This is a genomic window from Agromyces subbeticus DSM 16689 (assembly GCF_000421565.1).
GTDB classification, from domain to species: domain Bacteria; phylum Actinomycetota; class Actinomycetes; order Actinomycetales; family Microbacteriaceae; genus Agromyces; species Agromyces subbeticus.
In genome coordinates this window covers 595,183-620,834 of the sequence record NZ_ATXG01000001.1, presented here as the reverse complement: position 1 = coordinate 620,834, position 25,652 = coordinate 595,183, and the positions used below count along the sequence as shown (strand labels likewise).

25 protein-coding genes are annotated in these 25,652 nt (G+C 70.0%); 14 read left to right on the top strand and 11 right to left on the bottom strand.

Going from position 1 to position 25,652, the window contains the following annotated elements; translation table 11 throughout:
• The first annotated feature begins 9 nt into the window (after nucleotides 1-9).
• Together H521_RS21170 and H521_RS21165 are read left to right on the top strand one after the other, a co-directional pair.
• A complete protein-coding gene (locus H521_RS21170; RefSeq protein WP_022891521.1) occupies nucleotides 10-708 on the top strand; it encodes a YqaJ viral recombinase family protein in 699 nt (232 codons plus the stop codon).
• On the top strand, nucleotides 705-1,496 hold the full coding sequence (locus tag H521_RS21165; RefSeq protein WP_022891520.1) for an alpha/beta fold hydrolase: 792 nt from the start codon (nucleotides 705-707) through the stop codon (nucleotides 1,494-1,496). Before H521_RS21170 ends, H521_RS21165 begins: the two co-directional genes overlap by 4 nt.
• A gap of 82 nt (nucleotides 1,497-1,578) precedes the next feature.
• On the opposite strand, the gene H521_RS21160 is transcribed toward H521_RS21165, so the two are convergent.
• On the bottom strand, nucleotides 1,579-2,283 hold the full coding sequence (locus tag H521_RS21160; protein ID WP_084511897.1) for a Pr6Pr family membrane protein: 705 nt from the start codon (nucleotides 2,281-2,283) through the stop codon (nucleotides 1,579-1,581).
• Nucleotides 2,284-2,394: 111 nt separating this feature from the next.
• On the opposite strand from H521_RS21160, the gene H521_RS0102825 reads away from it, so the two are divergent.
• Nucleotides 2,395-3,345, top strand: a complete 951-nt coding sequence (locus tag H521_RS0102825) for an NADP-dependent oxidoreductase (RefSeq protein WP_245560918.1) — start codon at nucleotides 2,395-2,397, stop codon at nucleotides 3,343-3,345.
• A 10-nt stretch (nucleotides 3,346-3,355) separates the two neighbouring features.
• On the opposite strand, the gene H521_RS0102820 is transcribed toward H521_RS0102825, so the two are convergent.
• A complete protein-coding gene (locus H521_RS0102820; RefSeq protein WP_022891517.1) occupies nucleotides 3,356-4,315 on the bottom strand; it encodes an ArsR/SmtB family transcription factor in 960 nt (319 codons plus the stop codon).
• A 56-nt stretch (nucleotides 4,316-4,371) separates the two neighbouring features.
• On the opposite strand from H521_RS0102820, the gene H521_RS0102815 reads away from it, so the two are divergent.
• Complete coding sequence (locus tag H521_RS0102815; RefSeq protein WP_022891516.1) at nucleotides 4,372-5,754, top strand: MFS transporter; 1,383 nt, start codon at nucleotides 4,372-4,374, stop codon at nucleotides 5,752-5,754.
• A gap of 88 nt (nucleotides 5,755-5,842) precedes the next feature.
• Here the strand turns inward: H521_RS0102815 and H521_RS0102810 are convergent, their stop codons facing one another.
• The 5 genes from H521_RS0102810 to H521_RS0102790 all read right to left on the bottom strand — a co-directional run bounded on the left by H521_RS0102810 (nucleotide 5,843) and on the right by H521_RS0102790 (nucleotide 11,776).
• Nucleotides 5,843-6,430, bottom strand: coding sequence for a GNAT family N-acetyltransferase (locus H521_RS0102810; protein ID WP_022891515.1), 588 nt, complete (start codon nucleotides 6,428-6,430; stop codon nucleotides 5,843-5,845).
• A 107-nt stretch (nucleotides 6,431-6,537) separates the two neighbouring features.
• A complete protein-coding gene (gene aceB / locus H521_RS0102805; protein ID WP_022891514.1) occupies nucleotides 6,538-8,247 on the bottom strand; it encodes a malate synthase A in 1,710 nt (569 codons plus the stop codon).
• Between the two features lie 107 nt (nucleotides 8,248-8,354).
• Nucleotides 8,355-9,686, bottom strand: coding sequence for an isocitrate lyase (gene aceA, locus H521_RS0102800; RefSeq protein ID WP_022891513.1), 1,332 nt, complete (start codon nucleotides 9,684-9,686; stop codon nucleotides 8,355-8,357).
• Between the two features lie 199 nt (nucleotides 9,687-9,885).
• Nucleotides 9,886-11,115 carry a sensor histidine kinase gene (locus tag H521_RS0102795; RefSeq protein ID WP_022891512.1) on the bottom strand — a complete coding sequence of 410 codons (1,230 nt, stop codon included), beginning with the start codon at nucleotides 11,113-11,115 and terminating at the stop codon, nucleotides 9,886-9,888.
• Nucleotides 11,108-11,776, bottom strand: a complete 669-nt coding sequence (locus H521_RS0102790) for a response regulator transcription factor (protein ID WP_022891511.1) — start codon at nucleotides 11,774-11,776, stop codon at nucleotides 11,108-11,110. The genes H521_RS0102795 and H521_RS0102790 overlap by 8 nt, the downstream gene beginning before the upstream one ends.
• Before the next feature lie 167 nt (nucleotides 11,777-11,943).
• Between H521_RS0102790 and H521_RS0102785 the strand changes: the two genes are divergently transcribed.
• From H521_RS0102785 to H521_RS0102745, 9 genes are all read left to right on the top strand, one after another.
• Complete coding sequence (locus H521_RS0102785) at nucleotides 11,944-12,510, top strand: hypothetical protein (RefSeq protein WP_022891510.1); 567 nt, start codon at nucleotides 11,944-11,946, stop codon at nucleotides 12,508-12,510.
• Complete coding sequence (locus tag H521_RS21155; protein WP_022891509.1) at nucleotides 12,507-13,616, top strand: peptidoglycan-binding domain-containing protein; 1,110 nt, start codon at nucleotides 12,507-12,509, stop codon at nucleotides 13,614-13,616. Before H521_RS0102785 ends, H521_RS21155 begins: the two co-directional genes overlap by 4 nt.
• Nucleotides 13,613-14,317 (top strand): ABC transporter ATP-binding protein, encoded by a 705-nt coding sequence (locus tag H521_RS0102775; RefSeq protein ID WP_022891508.1) that lies wholly within the window; start codon nucleotides 13,613-13,615, stop codon nucleotides 14,315-14,317. Before H521_RS21155 ends, H521_RS0102775 begins: the two co-directional genes overlap by 4 nt.
• Nucleotides 14,314-15,501, top strand: a complete 1,188-nt coding sequence (locus H521_RS0102770) for an ABC transporter permease (protein ID WP_022891507.1) — start codon at nucleotides 14,314-14,316, stop codon at nucleotides 15,499-15,501. The genes H521_RS0102775 and H521_RS0102770 overlap by 4 nt, the downstream gene beginning before the upstream one ends.
• A gap of 233 nt (nucleotides 15,502-15,734) precedes the next feature.
• Entirely contained in the window at nucleotides 15,735-16,916 is a 1,182-nt protein-coding gene (locus tag H521_RS21150) for an ABC transporter ATP-binding protein (protein ID WP_022891506.1), read from the top strand.
• A gap of 47 nt (nucleotides 16,917-16,963) precedes the next feature.
• Nucleotides 16,964-18,148: a polyamine ABC transporter substrate-binding protein gene (locus tag H521_RS0102760; RefSeq protein ID WP_022891505.1), complete on the top strand. Its 1,185-nt coding sequence runs from the start codon at nucleotides 16,964-16,966 to the stop codon at nucleotides 18,146-18,148.
• Between the two features lie 7 nt (nucleotides 18,149-18,155).
• Complete coding sequence (locus H521_RS0102755; RefSeq protein WP_040423476.1) at nucleotides 18,156-19,076, top strand: ABC transporter permease; 921 nt, start codon at nucleotides 18,156-18,158, stop codon at nucleotides 19,074-19,076.
• Entirely contained in the window at nucleotides 19,073-19,915 is an 843-nt protein-coding gene (locus tag H521_RS0102750; RefSeq protein ID WP_026481820.1) for an ABC transporter permease, read from the top strand. Before H521_RS0102755 ends, H521_RS0102750 begins: the two co-directional genes overlap by 4 nt.
• Before the next feature lie 15 nt (nucleotides 19,916-19,930).
• The gene (locus tag H521_RS0102745) at nucleotides 19,931-21,586 is read left to right on the top strand and encodes an amidohydrolase (protein WP_022891504.1); all 1,656 of its coding nucleotides are present in this window, start codon (nucleotides 19,931-19,933) and stop codon (nucleotides 21,584-21,586) included.
• Nucleotides 21,587-21,709: 123 nt separating this feature from the next.
• On the opposite strand, the gene H521_RS0102740 is transcribed toward H521_RS0102745, so the two are convergent.
• The 4 genes from H521_RS0102740 to H521_RS24855 form a co-directional block, all read right to left on the bottom strand.
• Entirely contained in the window at nucleotides 21,710-22,192 is a 483-nt protein-coding gene (locus tag H521_RS0102740) for a hypothetical protein (protein ID WP_022891503.1), read from the bottom strand.
• A gap of 230 nt (nucleotides 22,193-22,422) precedes the next feature.
• Nucleotides 22,423-22,992 (bottom strand): DUF3618 domain-containing protein, encoded by a 570-nt coding sequence (locus tag H521_RS0102735; RefSeq protein ID WP_022891502.1) that lies wholly within the window; start codon nucleotides 22,990-22,992, stop codon nucleotides 22,423-22,425.
• The gene (locus H521_RS0102730) at nucleotides 22,989-23,495 is read right to left on the bottom strand and encodes a phage holin family protein (protein ID WP_022891501.1); all 507 of its coding nucleotides are present in this window, start codon (nucleotides 23,493-23,495) and stop codon (nucleotides 22,989-22,991) included. Before H521_RS0102730 ends, H521_RS0102735 begins: the two co-directional genes overlap by 4 nt.
• Nucleotides 23,492-24,220, bottom strand: a complete 729-nt coding sequence (locus H521_RS24855; RefSeq protein WP_156891249.1) for a hypothetical protein — start codon at nucleotides 24,218-24,220, stop codon at nucleotides 23,492-23,494. Before H521_RS24855 ends, H521_RS0102730 begins: the two co-directional genes overlap by 4 nt.
• A 446-nt stretch (nucleotides 24,221-24,666) precedes the next feature.
• Between H521_RS24855 and H521_RS0102720 the strand changes: the two genes are divergently transcribed.
• Nucleotides 24,667-25,629 carry a TIGR03557 family F420-dependent LLM class oxidoreductase gene (locus tag H521_RS0102720; RefSeq protein ID WP_022891499.1) on the top strand — a complete coding sequence of 321 codons (963 nt, stop codon included), beginning with the start codon at nucleotides 24,667-24,669 and terminating at the stop codon, nucleotides 25,627-25,629.
• Nucleotides 25,630-25,652: the final 23 nt, after the last annotated feature.

Below are 25,652 nucleotides of genomic sequence, written 5' to 3'. Positions count from 1 at the left end.
GCTCGGAGAGTGCCCGACACCCCCTTCGCCCTCTTCGATCTCGAGAGTGTGACAACGCCGGTCGCGGTCGCCGAACCCCCGCGGCACGCGTGCCAGTCCCGAGTCGTGGCCGATTCGAGCGACCGGGTGGCCTGGCTGCGAGCGCGGTCGCAAGGCATCACCGCGACGGATGCCGCGAAGCTCGCCACTCGCGAGTCGGTGCGCACCGCGGCGCACGAGAAGCTGCACGGCAGCCGCTACAGTTTCGGCGGCAGCCGCTACACCGACCACGGCCGCGAGCGCGAGCCCGTCATCGCCGAGTGGGCCAGGGCGCAGCACGGCATCGAGCCGTCATCGCTGCTGTTCCACTCCGAGTTCGAACGTCGGCATCTCGCGACTCCCGATGGCCTGCGAGTCGCGCCGAACGGCATCCTCGAACTGTGCGAGATCAAGACCACCTCCAAGCCGTGGCGGGGCATCCCCCGCGGTTACCTGCGCCAGGTCTGGTGGCAGCAGTACGTGCTCGGGGCCGAGCGCACGCTCGTGGTCTGGGAGCAGCACGACGATTTCGTGCCGGTCGCCGCTGAGCCGCTGAGCCGCTGGGTCGACCGCGACGACGACCAGATCGCGATCCTCGTCGGGCTGGCGAACCAGCTGCTCGCAGCGATCCGGCCGAACGGCGCGGCCACAGACCCCAGAGCCGTCTATCGACCGGGGGCGCTCGCGTGACCACCGTCGTGCTGCACGGGCTCGGCGCCGACCGGCGCCAGCCGATCGACCTCTTCACCCCGGCGGTGCACGCCGCGATCGGTGCCGGCGAGCTCATCATCGCGCCCGACATCCGTGCTCACGGGGGCTATCTCTCGGTCGGCGAGCCCGACGACTTCCGGCTCGATCGACTCGCCGACGACGTCGCCACGTCGGTGCGCGAGTCGATCGCCGACACGGGCGGTGATGCATCCGCCCCGCTCACGGTGATCGGCATCTCGCTCGGAGCCGCGATCGCCCTGCGACTCGCGCTCGACGAGCTCCTGCCGATCGAACATGCCGTGTTCGTGCGACCGTCGTTCAGCGACCAGTCGTTACCCGACAACCTGCGCGCCTTCCCGGTGATCGGCCAGATCCTCGCCGATGCCGGCCCTGCGGGCGTCGAGGAGTTCCGTGAGCGCGCCGTCTTCCAGCGGGTCGCAGCGGTGTCGCCCGCCGGCGGCCGCGGGCTGCTCACGCAGTTCGCCGCGCCCGATGCCGCACGTCGGGCCATGCGTCTCGTCGAGATCCCGCGCAACCGCGCGTTCACGGCCGATGCCGAGCTCGCGGGTCTCGCCGGCCGGGGGGTGCGCTCACTCGTCATCGGGGCGCGACGTGACCCGGTGCATCCGTACGAGCTCGCCGAACGCTGGGCGGCGGGGCTCGATGCCCCGCTCGTCGAGTTGCCGCCGCGCGACGACGGGCTGAACGTGCAGACCGCGCTGCTGCGCGAGGGCGTCGCCCGCTGGCTGCAGCACACCCGCGCCTGAAGCGCGCCTGCACCGCCGGTCGAGTAGCGACGCAGGAGCGTATCGAGGCCAGTCGCGTGGTCTCGATACGGCGCTGGAGCGCCTACTCGACCGACGTTCGCGACAGGGCCGGTGCGTCGTCGACGGGTACGGCGGATTCGACCGGTGCGGCAGCGCGATACGGCCACGCCACGCGGCTGATGCCGAGGATGCCGGCGCCGACGAGCAGGATGAACGAGGCGATCGCGATCACGTAGACGGACACGCCGTCGTATCCGACGCCGGGTTCGATCGCGGGGTTCAGGAACGGGTACGGGTACCAGTCGGCGACGACTCCGCGGATCATCGTGTAGACGGCCCAGACGATCGGGAACAGGGCGATGGTCCAGAGCCGCTTCCACCTGATCGGGCGACGACCGGGCGCGAGGACCCAGTCGAGCACGACGTAGAGCGGCGCCCAGACGTGCAGGATCTCGTTCGACCACGGCAGTGTCGTCGCCTGGTCGAGTGAGATGTCGCGGAGCAGCAGGTTGTAGACGACGAACGTCGTGGCCATGTAGGTCACGACGCACGCACGCACCAGGTTGTACGAATCGGGGTCGCGAGGCGCCCGGAATGCGTACCAGGCGCCGAGCAGCAGCACGATGACCGACAGTGCGTTCGAGAGGATGGTGAAGAAGCTGAAGAAGTTGATGACGAAGACCACCGGATCGTCGACCATCGAGAGGCTCTTCGCGAATTGCCCGACGATCGCGATGATGATGCCCGCCGCAGCCGCGATCCTGATGACGCCCCACACTGCTCGCATGCGCACTCCCCTGTTCACCGACGCCACCCGCCACCGGGGGTCGGTGCGATCATAGCGAGAGCGACTATCGTGCGAAGACGAATCACGGAGGGTGTGTCGATGCGGGCTTTGGTGATCGATCAGACGGGCGGTGCCGACGAGTTGCACCTGGCCGAGGTACCCGACCCGAGGCGGGTCAGCGACGAGGTGCTCGTGCGGATCGTCGCGGCGGGCGTGAACCCGATCGACGCGAAGACCCGTGCCGGCCGAGGCGTCGCCGGGGCGATCCCCGCGTACCCGGCCGTGCTCGGCGGCGATTTCGCCGGTGTCGTCGAGGCGGTGCCGTACACGGCGCATCCACTGCAGCCCGGTGATCGGGTCTACGGCATGGGCCGGGTGCCCCGAGTCGGCGGCAGCTATGCCGAACTGATCTCGGTGAGCTCGATGAGCGTCACGCGCATGCCCGTGTCACTCTCGTTCGCCGAGGCGGCCGCGGTGCCGCTCGCGGCGCTCACGGCGTGGGGCGCCGTCGTCGACACGGCGCGAGTGCACGACGGCCAGCGAGTGCTGATCCATGCCGCCGCGGGCGGCGTCGGCCATTTCGCGGTGCAGTTCGCGGCCTACTTCGGTGCCATCGTCACCGCGACCGCGTCGGGTCGCAACGCCGACTTCGTGCGCGAGCTCGGCGCACGTCGCGTCATCGACTACACGACCGAACGATTCGAAGAGGTCGCCACCGACCAAGACGTGGTCATCGACCTGATCGGCAATGTCACGGATGCCACGGGGACTCGTTCGCTCGACGCGTTGCGGCCTGGCGGGCTCATCGTGACGGTGCCGACGGGATCATGGCCGACCATGGCCGAGGAGGCCGCGGCCCGCGGCATCCGCTCGACCGGTTATTCGGTCGCACCCGACGCCCGCACCCTCTCGGTGATCACGCGCCTCATCGACGACGGTGCGGTGCGCGTGCACGTCGAGCAGGAGTTGCCGCTCGAGCAGGGCGCCGAAGCGCACCGCCTGATCGAGGCCGGGCACGTGCGCGGCAAGCTCGTGCTGCGGGTGATGCCCGACCCCGCGTGAGGCTCGAGGCTCAGCCGGCCCGGGCGTCGAGCAGGGCGCTGCCGAGTTCGCTGCGCAGGTAGAGCACGCTGTGGCCGTAGCGCGTCGAGACGAGCAGGCCGGCGTCGCGAAGCGCCCGCAGGTGCTGGTTCACGGCTGACGGGGTCACCCCGAAACGTACGCCGAGCTCGGTCGACGACGCCGGATCGCCGAGCGCGGAGAGCAGGCTCGCCCGGGTCTGGCCGAGGATCGCGGCGACCGCTGCGGGGTTCGCCACCTGCTCGGTCTCCCAGAGCGCGCCCTGTCCGCGGGCCGGATACATGATCATCGGGGGGCCGTCGCCGACGGGGGCCGAGCCCCGGCGGGTGAACATCGTCGGCACGAGCGTGAGCCCGAGGCCGTCGATGCGCTGCTCGCGGTCGGCAGGGTCTCTGAGGTGCACTGACACGACACCGCCCTCGTAGTCGACCGTCGACGAGATGCCGTTCAGCATCGTCGAGAGCCCGCTCTGCGCGATCTGCCGGCCCCGGTGCACGACGTCGGCCTCGAGCACGGCGCGCATGCGCGGCCAGTAGGGAGCGAACGAGGCGTCCCAGAGTTCTTGCAGGGCCCGCACGATGCGCCGGATGGCGGCCTTCGGCGATCCCGCGAAGACCGGCGGCACATGCCCGTGCACCGCGACCAGGTCGGCGAGGAAGATGTCGGGAGGGGTCGCGCGCAACTGCTCGAACTCGTCATCGAGGCGGGTCAGCGGCGACTCGGGCCGCGGGTTCAGGAAGTCGGGCGTCCAGAGTCGCCCGTCGATCAGCCCGCGCAGTGCCTCGATGTCGAGGTCGGCGCGCGCCTGCTCGGTGCGGCGCAGCCACGGCAACTGCAGCGGGAAGCGGGAGGGGTCGTCGATGGCGCGCAGCGACAGCCCCAGCTCGCACAGCGGCGAGATGCCGAAACGCACCGCCGCGACATCCCCTTCGCTCAGCACGTATCGCAACATGAAGCGTAACGCTACATCAATTTCGCCACGGTGCCGGGTCTGCGAGAAATGGACGAGTGAGCCCTACCGCAGCACCGTCCGAAGACACCGGCACGATCCCGACCGTCGACCCCGAGCTTCCCGCCAAGCGATCGTTCGCGGCCCGCATCGCGGCATCCGTCTCCGATCCGGTGCTGCGCATCCTCGTCGGCGCGACCCTGATCTCACGGGTCGGCCGCGGCATCTTCCTCACCGTCACGGTGCTGTACTTCACGTTCATCGTCGGGCTCGCCCCGCACGAGGTCGCGATCGTGCTCGCCGCGGCGAGCGCGGCTGGCGTCGTCGCCTCCTTCGCCGGAGGCTGGCTCGCCGACCGGTTCAGCGCCAAGCGACTGCTGATCGGATTCACCGCGATCGAGGGCGTGGCGCTGATCGCCTACGTCTTCGCCGGCGACTTCATCAGCGCGCTCGTCATCGCCGTGATCTGCGGCACCTTCGAGCAGGCTGCCAACTCGACCCGCTCGGCGATCATCGCTCGCGGATTCGAGGGCGACGGCCGGGTGCACGCCCGTGCGGTGCTGCGTACGGTCACCAACATCGCGATCGCCGCCGGATCAGGGCTCGGTGCGCTCGCCCTCGCCATCGGCTCGGCAGAGGCCTACCGCGCACTCATCATCGGCGCCGGCCTGCTCTACCTGCTCGGCATCGTGCAGCTCGTGAAGCTGCCGGCCCATGTCGACGCACCCAACCGCCCGCCGGTCGCGACAGTGACCACCGCGACCGGCTCCTTCGATGCGGCGGCGAGCGCTGCGGCCGCCGCCGCCGAACGGCGGATGTGGCGACGGCACTCCCCCTGGCGCGACCCCCGTTACCTGCTCTTCACGGCGATCAGCGCCGTCTTCGGCATGCAGTTCGGAGTGGCCGAGCTCGGGGTGCCGCTCTGGATCGCGCGCGAGACCACGGCGCCCGAAGCCCTGGTCGCGGCGCTCCTCATCCTCAACACCGTGATCGTCGTGATCTTCCAGGTGCCCCTCTCGCGTGGCACGCACGATCTCCGGGTCGCGGCCCGGGTCTCGGGCATCGCGGCGTGGCTGATGGCGGCGGCGTGCATCATCTACGCGGCGGCGGCGGGGCTGCCGGTCGGCTTCGCCGTCGCCGTGCTCGTGCTCGCCGCGGTCGCGCACGCCTTCGCCGAGGTGCTCTCCCAGGCCGGTGGATGGGGGTTGAGCTTCGAGCTCGCCGACCCCGTGCAGGCCGGCAGCTACCAGGGCGTGTTCGGCATGGGCTACTCGGTCGGCGCGCTCGCCGCACCCCTCGTCGTGAACGCGACCGCGATCGAGCACGGGTTCTCGGGCTGGGTCGTGCTCAGCGGGATCTTCCTCGCCTCTGGCCTCGGCATCTGGTGGATCGCGCGCCATGCGGCGCGCACGATCGGCGCGACCCACCCGCCGGTCGAGTAGCGACGCAGGAGCGTATCGAGACCCGTCGCGTGGTCTCGATACGGCGCTGGAGCGCCTACTCGACCGGCGGTGTGGCGCGCTGGAGCGCCTACTCGACCGGCGGGACGGCGAGCGGGCGCTCGAACACCCAGTCGTCTTCGACGCGGCCGCCGACGGTGAAGTGCTTGCGGCCGACCTTCGCGAACCCGTGGCGCTCGTAGAAGGCGATCGCTCGCGCGTTCTCCTCGTTGACGCCGAGCCAGGCGGTCGCTGCGCCGCTCGCCTGCGCCGCCTCGAGGGAGGTGCGCATGAGCGCGGCACCCGTGCCGGTGCCGTGCGCATCGGCCAGCACGTACACCTTGCTGAACTCGATCGCCGGCCGAGCCGCGACCGCCCGTGCGGCATCGGCATCGGCCGGTTCGCCCGCGACGAGCATCGTGTATCCGACGAGCCGGGGCTCGCCCGCGGCATCCGTCGCCGGCTCCTCCGCCACGAGGAGGATGCGGTCGCGGTCGGCGAGATAGCCCGCGAAGTGGCCGACACCGAAGTGCTCGGCGATGAAGGCCGCGATCGCCTCAGCCGTGGTGTGCGGCGGGCAGGCGAGCGGAAAGGTCGCGGCGGCGAGCGCCGAGAGCGCTGCGGCATCCGTCGGCTCGGCGGGCCTGATGCGCACGGTGGTCTCTGTCGTCTGGGTCACGAGCATCGATTCTGGCAGAGGTCACTGGCAGCACGAAGGGGCCGCCCCGGCCGTTGCACCTTCCGGGATCGCCGGATGCGGTCGGGCCGGCCCCTTCGGGCTGAGCCTCAGAGGAAGCGCGCGTACGCGCCCACCGTGAGGAACGTCGGGAACTCGGGCTCGAGCGCGACGCTGCGGAACACCGAGATCGCGTCGTCGAACCGGTCGCCCTCGAAGCGCGGCAGCTCGGCGACGGCCGCCGCCATGATGCGCACGATCGAGGTCTGGTCGATGCGAGTGCCCTCGGCGGTGACCGTGTTCTCGTTCAGCCACTGCCAGACCTGCGAGCGCGAGATCTCGGCGGTCGCCGCGTCCTCCATGAGGTTGTCGATCGCCGCAGCACCGGTGCCGCGCAGCCACGACTCGATGTAGCGGATGCCGATCGAGACGTTGTCGCGCACGCCGGCCTCGGTCACCTCGCCGCCGATCGACGGGATGTCGAGCAGCTGCGCCGCCGTCACGTGCACGTCGTCGCGCAGCCGATCGACCTGGTTGGGCCGGTCGCCGAGCACGGCATCGAACTCGCCGCGCGCGGTCTCGATGAGGTCGGGGTGCGCGACCCACGTGCCGTCGAAGCCGTCGGATGCCTCGCGGCGCTTGTCGGCCGACACCGCGGCGAGTGCGCGCTCGGTGACCTCGGGGTCGCGCCGGTTCGGGATGAACGCGCTCATGCCGCCGATGGCATGTGCTCCCCGCTTGTGGCAGGTGGCGACGAGCAGCTCGGTGTAGGCGCGCATGAACGGTACGGTCATGGTGATGGCCTTGCGGTCGGGCATCACCCAGCGCCGCCCGCGCGAACGGAACGTCTTCACGATCGAGAAGATGTAGTCCCAGCGCCCGGCGTTCAGGCCCGCGCAGTGCTCGCGCAGCTCGTAGAGGATCTCGTCCATCTCGAAGGCGGCCTGGATCGTCTCGATGAGCACCGTCGCGCGCACCGTGCCCTGCGCGATGCCGAGGCGCTGCTGCGCGAAGACGAAAATGTCGTTCCAGAGCTTCGCCTCGCGGTGCGACTCGAGCTTCGGCAGGTAGAAGTACGGCCCGCGCCCTGCGGCGATGAGCGCCTGCGCGTTGTGGAAGAAGTACAGGCCGAAGTCGACGAGCGAGCCCGAGGCGTGCATCGCGCGCCCGGCGCGATCGTGGAACCGCAGGTGCTTCTCGACGAGGTGCCAGCCGCGCGGCCGCATGACGATCGTCGGGGTCTGCTCGGCCGTGACGCGGTACTGCTTGCCCTCGGGGCTCGTGTGGTCGAGCCGGCCGCGCACGGCGTCGAAGAGGCTCAACTGACCCTCGATGACGTTGCGCCAGGTGGGGCTCGTGGCGTCCTCCTGATCGGCGAGCCAGACCTTCGCACCGGAGTTCAGGGCGTTGATCGCCATCTTCCGGTCGGTCGGGCCGGTGATCTCGACGCGGCGGTCTTCGAGGCCGGGGCCGGCGCCCGCCACCCGCCACGAGGCGTCGTTCCTGATGCGCTCGGTCTCGGGCAGGAACTTCGGGTCGCGTCCGTTCGCCGCGTCGACGCGGGTCTGCAGGCGTGCCGCGAGCAGCTCGTGCCGGGTGCCGGCGAAGCGGTCGTGCAGCTCCGCGAGAAAGGCGAGCGCCTCGGGCGTGAGGATCTCGGCGTACCGCTCGCCGAGGGCCGCCGTGATCTCGATGCGAGGCTCGACGGTCTGGAAGCTGCCGGTGGCAGGCTTCGGCTGCGAGGTCGAACGGTGCGGTGCAGCGGATGCCGCGGCATCCGTGCGCTCTCGCTCGATGGTCATGCTGGGTGTCGTGTTCATGATCGTGTCTCCTTCGGTTCGTCGGTCGAGTAGCGCGAAGCGCGTATCGAGACCCGGTCACCAGGTCTCGATACGGCGCTGGCGCGCCTACTCGACCAGCGGATGAGTCAGAACTGGTCTTCCTCGGTCGATCCGACGAGGGCGAGCGTTGCGCTGGTGGGGTTCAGCGCGGTGGCGATCTGGTCGAAGTAGCCGGTGCCGACCTCGCGCTGGTGGCGCGTGGCGGTGTAGCCGTGCTTCTCCGAGGCGAATTCCGCCTCCTGGAGTTCGACGTAGGCGCTCATGTGCCGCTCGTTGTAGTCCTTCGCGAGCGTGAACATGGAGTGGTTGAGGGCGTGGAAGCCCGCGAGGGTGATGAACTGGAACGCGTAGCCCATCGATGCGAGCTCGCGCTGGAACTTCGCGATCTGGTCGTCGTCGAGGTGGCGCTTCCAGTTGAACGAGGGCGAGCAGTTGTAGCTCAGGCGCTTGCCGGGGAACTTCGCGTGCACGGCCTCGGCGAACCGGCGCGCGAGGTCGAGGTCGGGCTCGGCCGACTCGACCCAGAGCAGGTCGGCGTACTCGGCGTAGGCGAGCCCACGGGCGATGACCGGCTCGATGCCGTTCTGCACCTCGTAGAAGCCCTCGGCGGTGCGCTCGCCCGTCACGAAGGGGCGGTCGCGTTCGTCGTGGTCGCTCGTGAGCAGCGTCGCGGCGAGGGCGTCGGTGCGGGCGATGATGATCGACGGCACGCCGGCGACGTCCGCCGCCAGCCTCGCCGCATTGATCGTGCGGATGTGCTGCGCCGTCGGCACGAGCACCTTGCCGCCCATGTGGCCGCACTTCTTCTCGCTCGCGAGCTGGTCCTCCCAGTGCACGCCCGCGGCGCCCGCCTCGATCATCTGGTGCATGAGCTCGTAGGCGTTGAGCGGGCCGCCGAAGCCGGCCTCGGCGTCGGCGACGATGGGGGCCATCCAGTCGGAGACGCCGGTCTGCGCCTCGTTGCCGTACTCGATCTGCCCGGCCCGCAGCAGCGCGTTGTTGATGCGGCGCACGACGGCGGGCACCGAGTTCGCGGGGTAGAGCGACTGGTCGGGATAGGTCTGGCCAGAGAGGTTCGCGTCGGCGGCGACCTGCCAGCCGCTGAGGTAGATCGCCTTGAGGCCGGCGCGCACCTGCTGCACGGCCTGGTTGCCGGTGAGGGCACCGAGCGCGGCCGACCACTGCGGGTCATCCTGCGGCGCGAACGCTGTGCCGGTGTTCTGCTGGATGTCCTGCCACAGGCGCTCGGCGCCGCGCTTGGCGAGCGTGCGCTCCTCGCGAACCGGGCCGCGAAGTACGACGACGTCGGCGGCGGTGTAGTCGCGGCTCACGCCCTCCCAGCGCGGGTCGGCGTCCCACTCGAGCTGCAGCTCGGCAGCGGTCTGGGTCTGGTCGCCGGGGCGGTTCGTCGTCGTCATGGTGTCCTCCGAGTGGTGCTGAGCGGATGCTTCGGTGACTCCCGTTCGGCGTCTCACTCGACGTCGTTCGGGGTGCCTGGCATCCACACTGCGCCCGCTCGACACCCTCGAACCAATGATCTCGGGGTGAACTTTCGCGTTCTTTCTGCGCCGCGGAAGAACGCGCGGCGCGTTGAGGACTCAGCGCCGCTCAGCGCGCTCAGCGCGGGAACCGCACTGCGACCCGCAGCCCGCCGTTGACCCGCGGCGCGAGGTGCAGGGTCGCGCCGTGCCGCGCGGCGATCGCCTCGACGATCGACAGGCCGAGGCCCCTGCCGCGTTGAGAGGCCGCGGTCGTGCGACCCCGCACCCGATAGAACGGCGCGGTCAGCTCGGCGACCGTCGCCGATTCGAGCACGTCTCCGCTGTTCGCCACCTCGATCGTCGTCCACCGGCTCGACGAGCGGGTCGACACCCGAACGACGCCGCCGGGCACGTTGTGCCGGATCGCGTTCTGCACGAGGTTCGCGAGCATCTGCCTGAGCAGCACCTCATCGCCCGAGATCGTCTCGGGCGAGGTGGCCAGTTCGATTCGCACGTCGGCCAGCGCGGCCTCGGGCCTGGCATCGTCGACGATGGATGCCGCGAGCTCGGCGAGCTCGACGGGCACCGTCGCCGCGGCTCCGGCCTCGGCTTCGGAGAGGTCCAGCAGCGCTTCGACAGTCGCGATGCTGCGCTCGTTCGTCTCGCGCAGGCGCTCGAGCAGCGCGATGTCGGGTAGGCCGGGTTCGCGGGAGGATCTGGGCGAGCTGATCGCGACGTCCAGCATCGTTCGGGTGGTCGCGAGCGGCGTGCGCAGCTCGTGCGAGGCATTCGCCGCGAACCGGCGGTGCGCGCCGAGCGAGCGCTCGAGCTCGGTGAGCATCTGGTCGAAGGTGTCGGCGAGATCGGTGATCTCGTCGCGCGGGCCGGCGAGTGCGATGCGATGGTCAAGGTGTCCGCGGGCCGCACGATGCGCTGCGCGATTGACCTCCTGCAGCGGGCGCAGCATCCGTCCCGCGACGAACCATCCTGCCCAGGTTCCACCCGCGGCGAGCACGAGGAGGGCGCCGCCCGAGACCCACAGCAGCAACTGCAGCATGTCGGAGCGTGAGGCGACCGTGACCGGCACCGTCGTCGCCGCGGCGGCGAGCCCTTCGTCGGTCGCGATCCAGCCCTCGCTCGGCATCACCTCACCGGCCGGAACGCCCGGTTCCGCGATGCCGTAGCCGGTCGAGTCGAGCGCGGTGGCGTCCACGAAGTCGTACGTCGGCACGAGGCCGACGAAGAAGGCGATGATCGCGAGGAGTACGACGCCGGCGATCGTGAGCAGTCCGGCGTAGGTGAGGGCGAGTCGCGCTCGGACCGTTAACCGGAACGAGCGGGGCGCGGACACCGCGGCGTCAGCCACGTGGCACGTCGATCGCGTAGCCGGCACCGGGGTCGGTGCGGATCATCCACGGCTCGCCGAGCTTGCGGCGCAACGTCGAGATGGTCACCTTGACCGAGTTCGTGAACGGATTCGCGTTCTCGTCCCACGCCTTCTCGAGCAGTGTCTCGGCGCTGACCACGCCACCCGACGCCCGCATCAGCACCTCGAGCACCGAGAACTCCTTGCGGCTGAGGCGCACGAAGCGCCCGTCGCGGAACACCTCGCGTCGGAACGGGTCGAGCGTCACTCCCGCCGCTTCGAGTCGCGGCGGCAGCGCCGTGAATCGGCGCCGCCCGAGCGCCCGCACCCGCGCGACGAGTTCGGGGAACTCGAACGGCTTCGCGAGATAGTCGTCGGCGCCGAGCTCGAAACCGCCGACCTTGTCGCCGAGGCGCCGGGCTGCCGTGAGCATCAGGATCGCGGGACGTTCTTCGCGCGCCACGAGCGTGCGACACACCTCGTCGCCGTGGATTCCGGGCAGATCGCGATCGAGCAGCACCGCGTCGTAGTCGTTGACGTCGATCGCGAAGAGCGCGGTCGCTCCGTCGACGGCGATGTCGGCGGCGATGGCCTCGAGGGCGAGTCCGGCTCGCACGGCCTCGGCGAGGTAGGGCTCGTCTTCCACGATCAGCACGCGCACGGGGCTCCTCCATTGCTCGGCAGTCCTCGGGTGAGGCGTGCCGGACTCCAGTGAAGCGCGCCCGGCATAAGGAATTCGTCAGTGCTGGCTTTTACTCCCCTACGACCGTGCTGTGAGTGTGCTGGGACCTGACCCCGCCCTTCGAGGGTGCGACGAAAGGAACTCCCATGACGAACCTCACCAGGCCGCGACCCCGCCGGGCGCGTGCACTGCTCGCCCTGACCGGCATCGGCCTGCTGATCGCGCTCTCGGCGTGCGCGCCCAACGCGTCGGACGGCGCGTCGGACGGCGCCGACCTCGCGTCAGGCGACGCCCAGGCCGAGTATGACGACTGGTCGCTCGAATTCGGCGACTGCATGAAGGAACAGGGCGTCGACGTCTCGATGAGCGGCACCACCAGCTCGACCGAGACGAGCGACGACTCAGCGGCGACGCTCAACGTCGACGAGCTCGACATGGAGGCGATGGATGCGGCGCACGAGACCTGCATCGAGAAGGTCGGCGAGCCGCCCGTGCAGCCGGGCATGCCCGACGCCGACGAAATGAACGAGGCGATGCTCGCCTTCGCTGCGTGCATGCGCGAGGCCGGCTACGACTTCCCCGACCCCGAGATCTCGAGCGACGGTGGCGTGGTCGCGATGCAGGCGATGCCCGCCGACGACATCGACCCGGCGGTCATGGACGCCTGCAACGAAGAGGCCGGCTTCCCGGAGATGCCGAAGGACGACGAATGACCGCCGACGAGCAGGTTCCGGGTGCCGCAGCCACGACACGGCGGCCGAGACGACGTGCCCCGTGGCTCGTCGCGGGCGCGTGCGTCGCCGTGATCGGCGTCGTGGCGACCGTACTCGTGCTGAATCGTCCGCCGGCGTCGGCTGCCGACGATGACGGAATCGGCAACGCGGTCGACGCTCCGACCGAAACCGTCGCGCGCGGCCCGCTCACCGAGCGGGTACGGGTGACGGGTCGACTCGCCTACGAGGCCGTGCGCGACCTCGGCACGAGTCTCGGCGGCACGGTCACGGCGCTTCCCGGCGCCGGGTCGGTGATCGATCGCGGCGGCGAACTGTTCCGCGTCGACAACCAGCCGGTCGTGCTCTTCCTCGGCTCATTGCCGATGTGGCGGCCGTTCACGTCGGGGATGGACGACGGCCCTGACGTGCTGCAACTCGAACAGAACCTCGCCGCGCTCGGCTACTTCGACCGCGAGCCCGACACCGAGTTCGCCGCTTCGACCGCCGACGCGATCGAGGAGTGGCAGGAGGCCCTCGGCCTCGAGGAGACGGGCACGATCGAGCCGGGTCGCATCGTCTTCGCTGCGGGCCCCCTGCGTGTTTCGGGGGCGAAAGCCGTCGTCGGCGATCCGGCCGGGCCGGCGATCGTCACCGTCTCGGGCACCGAGAAGCGAGTGACCGCGTACCTCGCGCCGAACCTCAAGGAGGTCGCGGTGGTGGGAGCGAAAGTGCAGCTGAGCCTGCCGGGTCGCGGCCCGACCGAGGGTACGGTCTCGGCCGTCGGCGCGCCGGTCGAGCAGGACGACGGTCAGGGCGGGAAGAAGCTGAAGCTGCCCGTCACGATCACCCTCGACGATGCGGCATCCGCCGACGGACTCGACGATGTGGGCGTGACCGGCGAACTCACCGCGGTGAAACGGGAGGACGCTCTGCTGGTGCCGGTGCTCGCGCTCCTCGCGACCTCTGGCGGCGGTTCGGCGGTCGAGGTCGTCGTGGATGGCGAATCGAAGGTCGTTCCGATCGAACTCGGCGCCTTCGCCGACGGCATGGTCGAGGTGACCGGCGGCGATCTCGAAGCCGGCGACGAGGTCGTGGTCGCGAAATGAGCGTGCCACTCGTCTCGCTGCGGGGCGTGTCGCGCTCGTATGGCTCGCCGCCGACCGTCGCCCTCTCGCACGTCGATTTCGACATCGATCGCGGCGAGATGCTCGCGATCGTCGGGCCGAGCGGCTCGGGCAAGTCGACGCTGCTGAACCTCATCGGCACCCTCGATCGGCCGAGCACCGGCGACATCCACATCGATGGACACGACACGGGTGCGATGAGCGACTCCGAGTTGTCGGCGCTCCGGGCGTTCGCCATCGGTTTCGTCTTCCAGCAGTACCACCTCGCCGAGGGGGTCAGCGCGGTGGACAACGTCGCCACCGGCCTGCTCTATTCGGGAGTGCCGGCGAGTGAACGGCGCGCTCGCGCCGCGATCGCGCTCGATCGCGTCGGCCTCTCGGCGAGGGCGCACCATCGACCGCAGGAATTGTCGGGCGGCGAGCGCCAGCGGGTCGCGATCGCCCGCGCCGTGGTCGGCGAGCCGGCGCTCATCCTCGCCGACGAGCCCACCGGGGCGCTCGATACTCGCTCGGGGGCGGCCGTCGTATCGATCCTCGCCGACTTGAACGCCTCGGGGACGACGGTTGTCGTGATCACGCACGACCATCAGGTCGCCGAGCGGATGCCGCGGCAGCTCGGCATCCGTGACGGCGAACTCGTCGGCGACCGCCGGGTCGGCGACCTCGTCGGGACCGCCTCGTGAACGGCCTCCGTTCGCGGCTGCGGGCGCGCGACCTGGTGGGGCTCGGGTTCCACGGGCTCCGCGCCCGACCGATGCGTGCGGCACTTTCGGCTCTCGGCATCGCGATCGGCATCGCGGCGATGATCGCGGTCGTCGGTATCTCGACCTCGAGCGAGGCACTCGTGAAGCAGAAGCTGGCCGCGCTCGGCACGAACCTGCTCACGGCGGCGGCGGGCACCGACTTCTTCGGAGAGGATACGGAGTTGCCCGTCGATGCGGTGGACCGGGTGCGGCGCATCGCGGGCGTCGATCAGGCGAGCTGGTCCTCCACGCTGAAGAAGGTGCACGTCTACCGGAACGAGCACATCGACGCCGGCGCGACCCAGGGACTCACGGTGGCCGCCGCCGACCTCGAGCTGCTCGGCGCGACGAGCACGCCCCTTGCATCGGGCAATTGGCTGAACGAAGCGACCGAGCGCTACCCGGCGGTCGTGCTCGGGGCGAAAGCCGCTGAGCGTCTCGGCATCGTGAGCGTCGGGAGCCGGGTCCTCCTCGGAGGCAAGCAGTTCACCGTCGTCGGCATTCTCGACCGATCCCCGCTTGCGCCCGAGCTCGACACCGTCGCCCTCATCGGCGGGCCGATCGCGAGCGAGCTCTTCGGCTTCGAGGGCGCGCCGACGACCATCTACGAGCGCGGCGACGACGAACTCGTGGCCGAGGTGCGCGAGCTCCTGCCCGCGACGATCGACCCTGAGTCGCCGAGCGAAGTGAAGGTGAGCCGGCCCTCCGACGCGCTCGCCGCCAAGAACTCCATCGATCAGGCGTTCACGGGCCTGCTCGTGGGCGTCGGCTCGATCGCGCTCCTGGTCGGCGGCATCGGGGTCGCGAACACCATGGTCATCACGGTGCTCGAGCGGCGGCAGGAGATCGGGCTGCGCCGCTCCCTCGGCGCGACGCGCGGACACATCCGTTCGCAGTTCCTCGTCGAGGCGATGCTGCTCGCCCTGTACGGCGGTATCGCGGGAACGGCGATCGGGTGGGGCATCACCGCGGTGGTCGCCGCCGCGAACGGCTGGCTCGTCTCTGTGCCCGCCTTGGTGCTGGCCGCCGGCGTCGGCGCGACAGTCATCGTCGGCGCGATCGCGGGCGCCCTTCCGGCGGCACGAGCTGCCCGCACCTCACCGACCGCCGCGCTGAACGCCTGAACGATCACGTGAGTGGACGCGTATTGCCGGTCTGCGTCAGGCATTCCGGCACGACGCGTCCACTCGCGTCGGTTTCGCGGGCGTTACGGGGCTCCCGGACGAACTGTCGGGCGGGTGAGCCCCGCCCGATGGTTTGTCCCGTTCGTCGGCTCGGCCATTGCGCACCGGGTGTCGCACGGATTGAATGGCGACGAACGCGATGTGGCGTCCGAGCGAACGGGAGGTGCCATCACGTGACAACGACACCGGCGACCGAGGCCAGGGCGGTCTCCCCGAAAGAGCCCGCGGGCAAGCCCGACGAGACGGCGGGCAGCGTGGTGCTCGACGGGGTGACGAAGCGGTACGGTCAGGCCACCGCGGTCGACGGCCTGTCGCTCACGATCGAGGCCGGCGAGTTCATCTCGCTGCTCGGGCCGTCGGGCTGCGGCAAGACCACCACGCTGCGCATGATCGCCGGATTCGAGCAGCCCGATGCCGGCGACATTCGCATCTCCGGGCGCTCGGTGCTCGGCGCTCCCCCGTACCGCCGCGACGTGAACACCGTCTTCCAGGCGTACGCGCTCTTTCCGCACATGTCGGTCGCCGAGAACGTCGCCTACGGCCTGCAGCAGCGGCGCACGCCCAAGGCCGAGGTGCGCGAGCGCGTCATCGAGGCGCTCGACCTCGTGCAGATGCGCCGCTTCGCGGACCGCACCTCGACCCAGCTGTCGGGCGGGCAGCAGCAGCGCATCGCGCTCGCCCGCGCCCTCGTGAACCGGCCGGCGGTGCTGCTGCTCGACGAGCCGCTTGGCGCGCTCGACCGGCAGTTGCGCGAAGAGATGCAGCTCGAGCTGAAGCTGCTGCAGTCGCGGCTCGGCATCACCTTCGTCTTCGTCACCCACGACCAGGGCGAGGCGCTCTCGATGAGCGACCGCATCGCGATCATGCGCGACGGCCGCATCGAGCAGCTCGCCGACGCCGACACGATCTATGCCCGCCCGGCGTCAGCCTACGTCGCCGCGTTCGTCGGCCAGCAGAACTTCTTCCGCGGGCAGGTCGCCGAGGGCGGCGCCGCGGTCGAGACCCCTCACGCGCTCGTGCGCGGCCTTCGGCCCGAGCTCGCGGCAGGCGGCAACGGCCAGGCTGCCGTGCGCCCCGAGTTCGTGCACATCGAGGCGGATACCGCGGCCGCGACATCCGCTGCCGTCAACACCGCCCGGGGCACGCTCATCGGCGTCTCGCACCTCGGCGAGACGATGCAGTACCTCGTGCGCGTGGGCGAAGAGAGCCTCATCGTGCGGCGCCCGACCCCCGAGGCGCCGGCGCTCGGCCTCGGCGACGCCGTCGTCTGCTCGTGGAGCGCCGAGAGCGTGCTGCTCTTCCCCGCCGACGATGCGGCGACCGCGGCGGGCTACGTCGCCCCGCCGACCGACTGACCAGATCACCTCCAACCGCAACCGCGAACCGACCAACGGAGACCGATATGAGCGAGAACCGCCCCCACGTCCGCATCCTCGCGAGCACGAGCGCCGCGAAGATCATCAGCTCCGAGCTCTCCCGTCGCCGCTTCCTGAGCTTCGCCGCCGCGGCCGGCGCGACCGGCCTGCTCGCCGCGTGCAGCCCGGGCGGAGCGACCGGCACAGCGCCCCGCGCGACCGGCGGTGAACTCGAGAGCGACCTGTCGATCTACACGTGGGGCGACTACGACGCTCCCGACGTGCTCGCGGCGTTCACCGACGAGCTCGGCCCGAAGATCACCCTCGACTCCTTCGGCTCGAATGAAGAGCTCATCTCGAAGCTCGTCGCGGCGAAGGGCACCTCGGGCTACGACATCGTGGTGCCGACCGGCGTGTTCATCCCCCAGATGATCGAGAACGGCCTGCTGAGCGAGCTCAACCTCGATCTCATCCCGAACCTCGAGTACATGGACCCCGCGTTCCTCGGCCGCGCGTGGGATCCCCAGAACGCGTACTCGATCTGCAAGGCGTGGGGCACGACAGGTTTCGTCTACGACAAGACGGTCATCACCCGTGAGCTCACGACGTGGGCCGATTTCCTCGACGCAGCGCAGAACGAAGCGAGCGGCCGGATGTCGGTGCTCGACGATCCGGGGGACCTCACGGGTGCGTACTTCTGGGCGAACGGCATCGACTGGAACACGACCGACGAGGACGAACTCGCCGCTGCCGAGGACTTCCTCGTGAACACGCTGGCGCCGAACATCGCGGCGTTCGACTCCTACCCCGGCGGCTCGGCGATCCCGCAGGGCACCCACGTGCTCATGCAGTCGTGGAACGGCGACTCACGCCTCGGCATCCTCGAGAGCCCCGACCCCGACCGCTGGCAATGGGTGTTCCCCGGCCCCGAGACCGAGATCTGGATGGACAACTGGGCCATCGCGGCCGGCGCGCCGAACCCCGAGGCCGCACACGCGTTCATCAACTACGTGCTCGAGCCCGAGAACTCGCTCGCCGAGCTCGACTACATCGGCTACCACACGGGCGCGACGGGCATCGAGCAGGCTGCGGCCGACGCCGGGCTGCCCATGCTCGACCTCGTGTTCTTCACACCAGAGCAGATCGACACGATGCGCGAGGGCGAGGTGAATGAGGCGCAACAGCGTCGCGTCGACATCTGGAACAAGACGAAGGCGGCCGCTGGTGCGTAGCTTCCGGATGCCGCGCTTCGCGCTCGCGATCCCCGCGTGGGCGTGGCTCCTGGTGTTCTTCGTGGCGCCGGTCGCGATGGTCGTCTGGTTCAGCTTCGGCTACAAGCCCGGCATCTTCGGCACGCACGCCAACGACGTGCTCTCCTTCGACCGCTACCTCGAAGCACTCTCGCCGACGTTCTTCCAGACGTTCACCAACACCCTCTGGATCGGTATCGCCGGCACCGCCATCTGCCTCGTGGTCGGGTTGCCCGTCGCCTACTGGATGGCGGTCAAGGCGCCTCCGTCGCGTCGTGGGCTGCTGCTCGCGCTCGTGATGGTGCCGTTCTGGACCAACTTCCTCGTGCGCACGATCGGCTGGCAGGTGATCCTCGCACCTGAGGGGTGGCTGTCGACCGCACTGCAGTCGGTCGGCATCATCGGCGGCCCGCTCGACCTGCTCTACACCCGCGGCGCGGTGCTGCTCGGGGTGGTCTACAACTACCTGCCGCTCATGATCCTGCCGCTCTTCGTCGCATTCGACCGGGTCGGCGACCCCCTGCGAGAGGCCTCGAAAGACCTCGGCGCGGGCAAGGCCCGCACCTTCGTGCGCATCACGCTGCCGCTCGCCCGGCCAGGCGTCATCGCGGGCGTGCTGCTCGTCTTCATCCCGCTCATGGGCGACTACATCACCGCGACGGTGCTCGGCGGCGCGAAGGGCAACATGGTCGGCCAGCTCGTGGCGAGCCAGTTCCAGACCGCGCAGAACTGGGCGCTCGGCTCGGCGATGGCGGTGCTCCTCATCCTCGTGATCATGCTCACGGTGGCGATCGGCGGGCTGCTCGTGTGGCTCGTGACCCTGCCGTTCCGGCTGCAGAATCGACTCGTGCTCGGCGAGCCCGAACCCGCGGCATCTGTCGCCCCCAGATCGCAGGAGGTGGCGGCATGAAGCAGCGGTCGTGGTCGGATGTCGCGCTGACGGTGTGGAGCGTCGCGGTCTTCCTGTTCCTCTTCGCACCGATCGTCGTGATCATCCTGTCGTCGTTCAACACGGGCCGCCTGCTCGTCTCGTGGGGCGGATTCGGATTCGACGCGTTCCTCGCGATCGTCGAGCGGCCGGTCATCCGCGACGCGGTGTGGGTGTCGATCCAGACCGGCGCGATCGCCGCACTGCTCGCCACCCTGCTCGGCACCCTCGCGGGCATCGCGATGGCACGGCATCCCGGCAAGTGGGCGCTCTGGTTCATCGGCCTGCTGCTGCTCGTCTCGGTGACGCCCGAGATCGTCGACGCCGTGGCGCTGCTGCCGTGGCTCGTGCTGCTCGGCCAAGACGCGGGCCTGAGCATCTTCAACGACGGCATCGTACGCCTCGTCGTCGGGCACTCGCTGTTCTCGATCGCGGTCGTCTCGTACATCGTGCGCGCACGACTCGTGGGGCTCGATGCACAGCTCGAAGAGGCATCCGCCGACCTGTATGCGAAGCCGTTCACGACGTTCCGCCGGGTGACGCTGCCGCTCGCGATGCCCGCCGTGCTCGCCGGGTTCCTGCTCTCGTTCACGCTGAGCCTCGACAACACGGTCATCGCCGCGTTCGTGCAGGTGTCGGGCACGACGCCGTGGCCGGTGTACGTGCTGAGCGCGCTGCGCAGCGGGCTGCGGCCCGAGATCGCGGCGGTCTCGACGATCATGCTCGTGCTGACGCTCGTGGCGCTCGGACTCGTGGCGCTGGTGCTGCGCCGGGCGGGCGACTCGGCGACGCAGATCGCCCGCACGATGACCGGCAGCTGACGTAAGGATGCATCCATGACCCAAGCCGACCTCGTCTTCACCGGCGGGCCCGTCTTCACCGCGAACACCGTGCGCTCGCGCGCCTCGGCAGTGGCCGTGCGCGGCGGCCGCATCGTCGCCGTCAGCGCCGACCACGAGGTGCGCGAGCTGATCGGGCCGGGCACCGAGGTCATCGACCTCGACGGCCGGCTGCTGACCCCCGGCTTCCAGGACGCGCACGTGCACCCCGTGTGGGGCGGCCTCGACCTCATGCGCTGCGACCTGTCGGAGTTCGTCACCGAGCCCGAGTACCTCGAGCGCATCGGCTCCTACGCCGCGAGCCACCTCGACGAGCCGTGGGTGCTCGGCGGCGGCTGGTCGATGTCGGCGTTCCCGGGCGGCACGCCGACCGCGGCATCCCTCGACCGGGTGGTGCCCGATCGGCCGGCGTTCCTGCCGAACCGTGACGGCCACGGCGCGTGGGTGAACTCGGCGGCGCTGCGCCTCGCGGGCATCGACCGCGACACCCCCGACCCGGCCGACGGGCGCATCGAGCGGGATGCCTCGGGCGAACCGACCGGCACGCTGCACGAGGGCGCGATGTCGCTCGTCAACCGGCTGCTTCCCGAGACGACCGTCGAGCAGCTCACCGAGGCCCTGCTGCTCGGGCAGCGCTACCTGCACTCGTACGGCATCACCGCGTGGCAGGACGCGATCGTCGGCAGTTACGGGGATGCCGGTGACCCCGGTCCGGCCTACCTCGCCGCCGCGGCATCCGGAGCACTGACCGGTCGGGTCGTCGGCGCCCTCTGGTGGGACCGCACGCGCGGGCTCGAGCAGATTCCCGAGCTCGTCGAGAAGCGCTCGCGGTACCGGGGCGGGCGCTTCGCCGCGACGAGCATCAAGATCATGCAAGACGGGGTCGCCGAGAACTTCACCGCCTCGATGCTCGAACCGTATTGCGACGGCCACGGCCACAACACCTCCAACTCCGGCATCTCGTTCGTGCCGCCCGAGATCTTGAACGAGGCGGCCCCGCGGCTCGACGCACTCGGGTTCCAACTGCACTTCCACGCGATCGGCGACCGGGCGGTGCGCGAGTGCCTCGACGCGGTCGAGCGCACGATCGCGACGAACGGCCGAAACGATCACCGGCACCACATCGCGCACCTGCAGGTCGTGCACCCCGACGACATCCCGCGCTTCCGCGAGCTCGGCGTGATCGCGAACATGCAATCGCTCTGGGCCGCGCTCGAACCGCAGATGGTCGAGCTCACCCTGCCATTCCTCGGCTCGCCCCGCGATGCGTGGCAGTACCCGTTCGGCGACCTGCTGCGCTCGGGCGCGGTACTCGCCGCCGGCAGCGACTGGTCGGTGTCGACGCCGAACCCGCTCGCCGCCATTCACGTCGCCGTCAACCGCATCGCCGCCCCGGGTTATGAGGAGGGGAAGTTCGAGGCGTTCCTGCCCGAGCAGGCGATCGACCTCGCGTCGTCGCTCACGGCGTACACGGCCGGATCGGCGTTCGTGAACCACCTCGACGAGACGGGCACGATCGAGGTCGGCAAGCTCGCCGATCTCGTCGTGCTCGACCGCGATCCGTTCGCCGGCCCGGTCGCTGAGATCGGCGCCACCCGCGTGCTGCAGACCTTCGTCGAGGGCGAGCGGGTGTTCGCGGCATCCGAGGCCTGAGCGCCTGAGCGCCCCGGCCGGCGCCCCACCCCATCCCCGAATGCCGACGGGGGTGGAAGCTCGTGCTTCCACCCCCGTCGGGGAACCTGGCCGCGACGCCGCTTCGTCAGATCGCGTCGGCGATCAGAGCGTGCAGACCTCGCTGAGGCCGGTGATGCCGGTCTGCAGTGCCGTGACCTGCTCGCCGAGCTTCGCCATGTCGGCGTTCGCCGGGTCGGCGACCACGGTGTCGAGGAACGCGACGTACTCCGTCATCGCGCCCGAGGCGGCGGTCGCGGGTGCGGCGATCTCGGCGTTCGTGACGTCGGCGGCGGCTTCGCGCATGCTCGCCTCAGCGGTCTTCAGCGCGGTGACCGCGGCGGCGGGATCGGTTGCGAGCGCACCGGCGTTCTCGCCGCTGGTGAGGGTCACGAGCTCTTCGAGGCTGCCCTTCATGAGGTCGCACGCCTCTTGCGTCGACTGATCGGCCGTGGTCTCGGCCTCGACGCTCGCCTCGGTCTTGGCGCCGTCCGACGATCCGGTGTCGGCGGTGCCGGCCGCGCAGCCGGTGAACAGCAGGGCGAGCAGAGCCAGCGATGCGGCGGCGATCGGGCGTGTTGCAGTCATGGTGTGTGTTTTCCCCTCTGATGCGGGCCGATGCGGCCCCGTCCATCCAACCAGTTGCCGCAAGCCAGCGAGAACGGGGAGAACTCCCCATCGACGCGTCAGGGAGACACTGTGCGAGCCCGCGCTCGTCTCCGACGGGCGCTCACGCTCGGCGTGGCCTCTCAGCTGACTATTCCGGCTTCGATGCCGGTCCTCTGCGGGGTGCTTCGCGTCATCCGCTCGTCGAATCTTCACTCCATCCGGCGCTCCGCAGCATGCTTGGCTTCGGCCTGAACGTCTGATGCCGCCGAAGCTCCCTCGTCGCGCACGGCTTCGACCGCCTCGGTCGCGCGTTCCTTGACGGCTTCGGCTCCTTCCATGGCGGGTTCGCGCAAGTGCTCCACCGACTCCTGCGCCACATCTCGCGCCTCCTCGATGAGCGGGGCCGCCGCCTCCTTCGCCTTCTCTGCGAGATCCCGCTCCGGCCTCGATGCCGGGATGAGGGATGAGGCGAGCCATCCAACGCCGAAGGCGATGAGGCCGACCGCGATGGGGTTGCCCTGGGTGGCCGATGCAACCTTCCGCGGTGCTCCGGCCACGGCCTCGCCTGCCGAGTCGACGGCCGACTCAGCCGATTCGACCACGTCGGATGCCGTGCCCATGACCCGGTCGGTCAGCCGGCCGATCGCGTTTCTCATCCGGTCGCCCTGGCGGTGAGCCATCTTCGCCGGATTGACCTTGTCGGCGAGCGCATCGACGTCGCTACCGAGTTCTCGTCGGGTCCGCTCGATGTCCGAGCGGATCAGTTCGGGGTCGCTCATCGGTTCTCCTCATTTCTCTTCAGCGTCTCGGGTATCTTCTTCATGCTCTCGACGGTCTCGGGCATGCCCTCGACGCTGTCGAATTCCTTCTTGCCGATGACCGCCAGCACGAGTGCAACGACGGCCCAGATGGCGGCGACGACGACGGCCGACCAGGCGTTGCCGATCCAGTAGCCGAGTCCCCACCAGAGCGCGATCGAGAGGAACAGCACGGCGAGCAACCCGGCGATGCCGGCGCCGCCGTACATGCCGGCACCCTTTCCGGCCCGCTTCGCCGACTGCGAGATCTCGGCCTTGGCCAGTTCGACCTCCTGCCGCATGAGCAGTGAGACATCACGGCTGACCTCTGCGAAGAGGTCGCCGAGCGAGGTCGTCTCGGCGTGCACTTCGGAGGGCGTGGGCGATGGCGAGGGCAGGTCGGCAGATGTCGCGGACGCGCCCGCTCTCGGATCGGTCGATCCCAACCGTGCATCGTGCGCGCCGATACGAGGTTCGTCGGTCATCGTGCCACGCCTCCTCCAGGCGCACCGACTGATCGTGCACCCACTGATCCAGGCTGGCCGGCACCGGGGGTTCGGATTCCGGCGGCGGCAGGCGTCACCGTCCTCGCGCCGGGTGCAACCGATCCGGACGCTCGGGACTCCGACGCAGCGGACCCGTGGTCGGGCGGCGTCGCGAGTGCCCGCGTCAGCCGTCCGACGACGACGCCGGCTCCGACCGCGATCGCGAGGAAGGCTCCCGGTCGCCGGCGGGCGAACGACTTCACCTCTTGCACGAGAGAACCGGGGTCTCGTGCATCGAGCCACTGGGCGACATCGTCGGCCCGCCGGCCCGCTTGGCGCACGAGGTCGGCGGCGTAGCCCGGCTCGCTGGAATCCTCGGCCATGTGCGTGAACTGCGCTCCCGCGGACCGGAGTCCGCTGGCTACCCGCTTCTGCTGCACCGCCGCTTGCTCGCGCAGTTCGGTGGTGACATCGTCGGCGAGCCGGCGCGCCTGTTCCGTGGTCTCCTCGACGACGGCCTTGCCTTCCTCCTTGGCGACGTCGGCCACTCGGTGGCCGGCTTCCCCGGCGTCGGAGGCCACCGAGGCGGCGTCGTCGGCGAGAGAGGGCGATCGGCCCGCGCCGGTGGAGCCGGCAGAGTCGGTGGTGACACCGCCCGGGTGGCGCCCGGTCGCGCCGGAACCGCCTCCGGTGCTCGTTCCGGCACCGGCGTCGACATCACGCATGGAGCCAGTCGTCGGCACGTCGTCCGAATGCTGGGATGGGGTGTTCTCGGTCATCTTGCTCTCGCTTCCGTGGTGTCGGTCAGCGTCGATCGATGCCGGTTCGGAGTCGGGTCGCGCCGTCGGGATGGGCCGGGGTCGGACAGGATGATGAGGTCGACGCCGGCTGATGCGCGCAACGTTAGAGCGGGGCTGCTCGCGCGAGAAGGGACTTGCGCGGCCGGCGACGGCGGCGTATAACGGGCGCCTACGGGCCTGCGCGCTTTGGCTGCAGGCAACGTCAGACCGGTCGGAGCGCAACCCGCGCATTGTCGTCCTTGCGGGTGTCCGCCGCAAGCGCTTCCGAGCCAGATGACGCACGGGTAGCGTCGCCGACGTCGACGGTATCGCGGGCCGATTCGACAGCACCGTCGAAGGTGCGGCCCTGCACCGACCAGCGAGGGGGACCGATGATCCGATATGGCTACAAGCTGTCTGCTGAAGCCTTCGCTCCGAGAGAACTCGTTCGCCAGGCCGAGCTCGCAGAGCAGAGCGGATTCGATTTCGTGGAAATCAGCGATCACTTCCATCCCTGGCTCGACTCGCAGGGGCACTCGCCGTTCGCGTGGAGCGTGCTCGGCTCGATCGCGGCGAAGACCTCGCGGCTCGGGCTCGCGACCGGCGTCACGTGCCCGACCGTGCGATATCACCCGGCGATCATCGCCCAGGCGGCCGCCACCGTCGCGCTCCTCTCCGACGGCCGGTTCACACTCGGCGTCGGTTCCGGGGAGCGCCTGAACGAACACGTCGTGGGGCGCGGATTCCCGGCGGTCGCCGAGCGGCAGAATATGCTGCGTGAAGCGATCGAGATCATCCGTCTGCTGTGGTCGGGCGGGTACCAGTCGTACCGAGGCGAGTACCTCGACCTCGAGGACGCCCGCGTGTTCGACCTTCCCGACGAGCTGCCCGGCATCGCGGTCGCGGCAGGCGGCCCGGATGCCGCCGAGCTCGCCGCCGAACTCGGCGACGGCATGTTCGGCACCGAGCCGAAGACCGAGCTGCTCGAGGCGTACCGCGCTGCAGGGGGCGATGGCCCGAGGTACGGCGAGGTGGGTCTCGCGTGGGCGGAGACCGAGGAGGAGGCGGTCCAGTCGGCATTCGAGACGAGCCGCTGGTCGCTCACGGGATGGAAGGTCATGAGCGAGCTCCCGAATCCGTCCAACTTCGAGGCGGCCGCCGAAGTCGTCAGGCCGGAGGACGTGGCGAACACGATGCCCTGCGGGCCCGATGTCGCCAAGCACCTCGACGCGATCCGCAGGTACGAGGAGGTCGGCTACGACCACGTCGTGCTGATGAACAACGGGCCCGACCCCGACGGGTTCATGGACTTCTTCGCGAACGAGCTGAAACCACGACTGAGTCCATCGGCTTGAGCAGCGTCCGCCGCAGAATCATG

Excerpts from the sequence above, each read along its gene's own strand:
- H521_RS0102820 (WP_022891517.1), bottom strand. The coding sequence starts at position 4,315 with ATGTTGCGATACGTGCTGAGCGAAGGGGATGTCGCGGCGGTGCGTTTC.
- H521_RS0102760 (WP_022891505.1), top strand. The coding sequence starts at position 16,964 with ATGAGCGAGAACCGCCCCCACGTCCGCATCCTCGCGAGCACGAGCGCC.
- H521_RS0102740 (WP_022891503.1), bottom strand. The coding sequence starts at position 22,192 with ATGACTGCAACACGCCCGATCGCCGCCGCATCGCTGGCTCTGCTCGCC.
- H521_RS0102785 (WP_022891510.1), top strand. The coding sequence starts at position 11,944 with ATGACGAACCTCACCAGGCCGCGACCCCGCCGGGCGCGTGCACTGCTC.
- H521_RS21160 (WP_084511897.1), bottom strand. The coding sequence starts at position 2,283 with ATGCGAGCAGTGTGGGGCGTCATCAGGATCGCGGCTGCGGCGGGCATC.
- aceB (WP_022891514.1), bottom strand. The coding sequence starts at position 8,247 with ATGAACACGACACCCAGCATGACCATCGAGCGAGAGCGCACGGATGCC.
- aceA (WP_022891513.1), bottom strand. The coding sequence starts at position 9,686 with ATGACGACGACGAACCGCCCCGGCGACCAGACCCAGACCGCTGCCGAG.
- H521_RS0102755 (WP_040423476.1), top strand. The coding sequence starts at position 18,156 with ATGCCGCGCTTCGCGCTCGCGATCCCCGCGTGGGCGTGGCTCCTGGTG.
- H521_RS21155 (WP_022891509.1), top strand. The coding sequence starts at position 12,507 with ATGACCGCCGACGAGCAGGTTCCGGGTGCCGCAGCCACGACACGGCGG.
- H521_RS0102730 (WP_022891501.1), bottom strand. The coding sequence starts at position 23,495 with ATGACCGACGAACCTCGTATCGGCGCGCACGATGCACGGTTGGGATCG.
- H521_RS24855 (WP_156891249.1), bottom strand. The coding sequence starts at position 24,220 with ATGCGTGATGTCGACGCCGGTGCCGGAACGAGCACCGGAGGCGGTTCC.
- H521_RS0102750 (WP_026481820.1), top strand. The coding sequence starts at position 19,073 with ATGAAGCAGCGGTCGTGGTCGGATGTCGCGCTGACGGTGTGGAGCGTC.
- H521_RS0102775 (WP_022891508.1), top strand. The coding sequence starts at position 13,613 with ATGAGCGTGCCACTCGTCTCGCTGCGGGGCGTGTCGCGCTCGTATGGC.
- H521_RS0102735 (WP_022891502.1), bottom strand. The coding sequence starts at position 22,992 with ATGAGCGACCCCGAACTGATCCGCTCGGACATCGAGCGGACCCGACGA.
- H521_RS0102745 (WP_022891504.1), top strand. The coding sequence starts at position 19,931 with ATGACCCAAGCCGACCTCGTCTTCACCGGCGGGCCCGTCTTCACCGCG.
- H521_RS0102720 (WP_022891499.1), top strand. The coding sequence starts at position 24,667 with ATGATCCGATATGGCTACAAGCTGTCTGCTGAAGCCTTCGCTCCGAGA.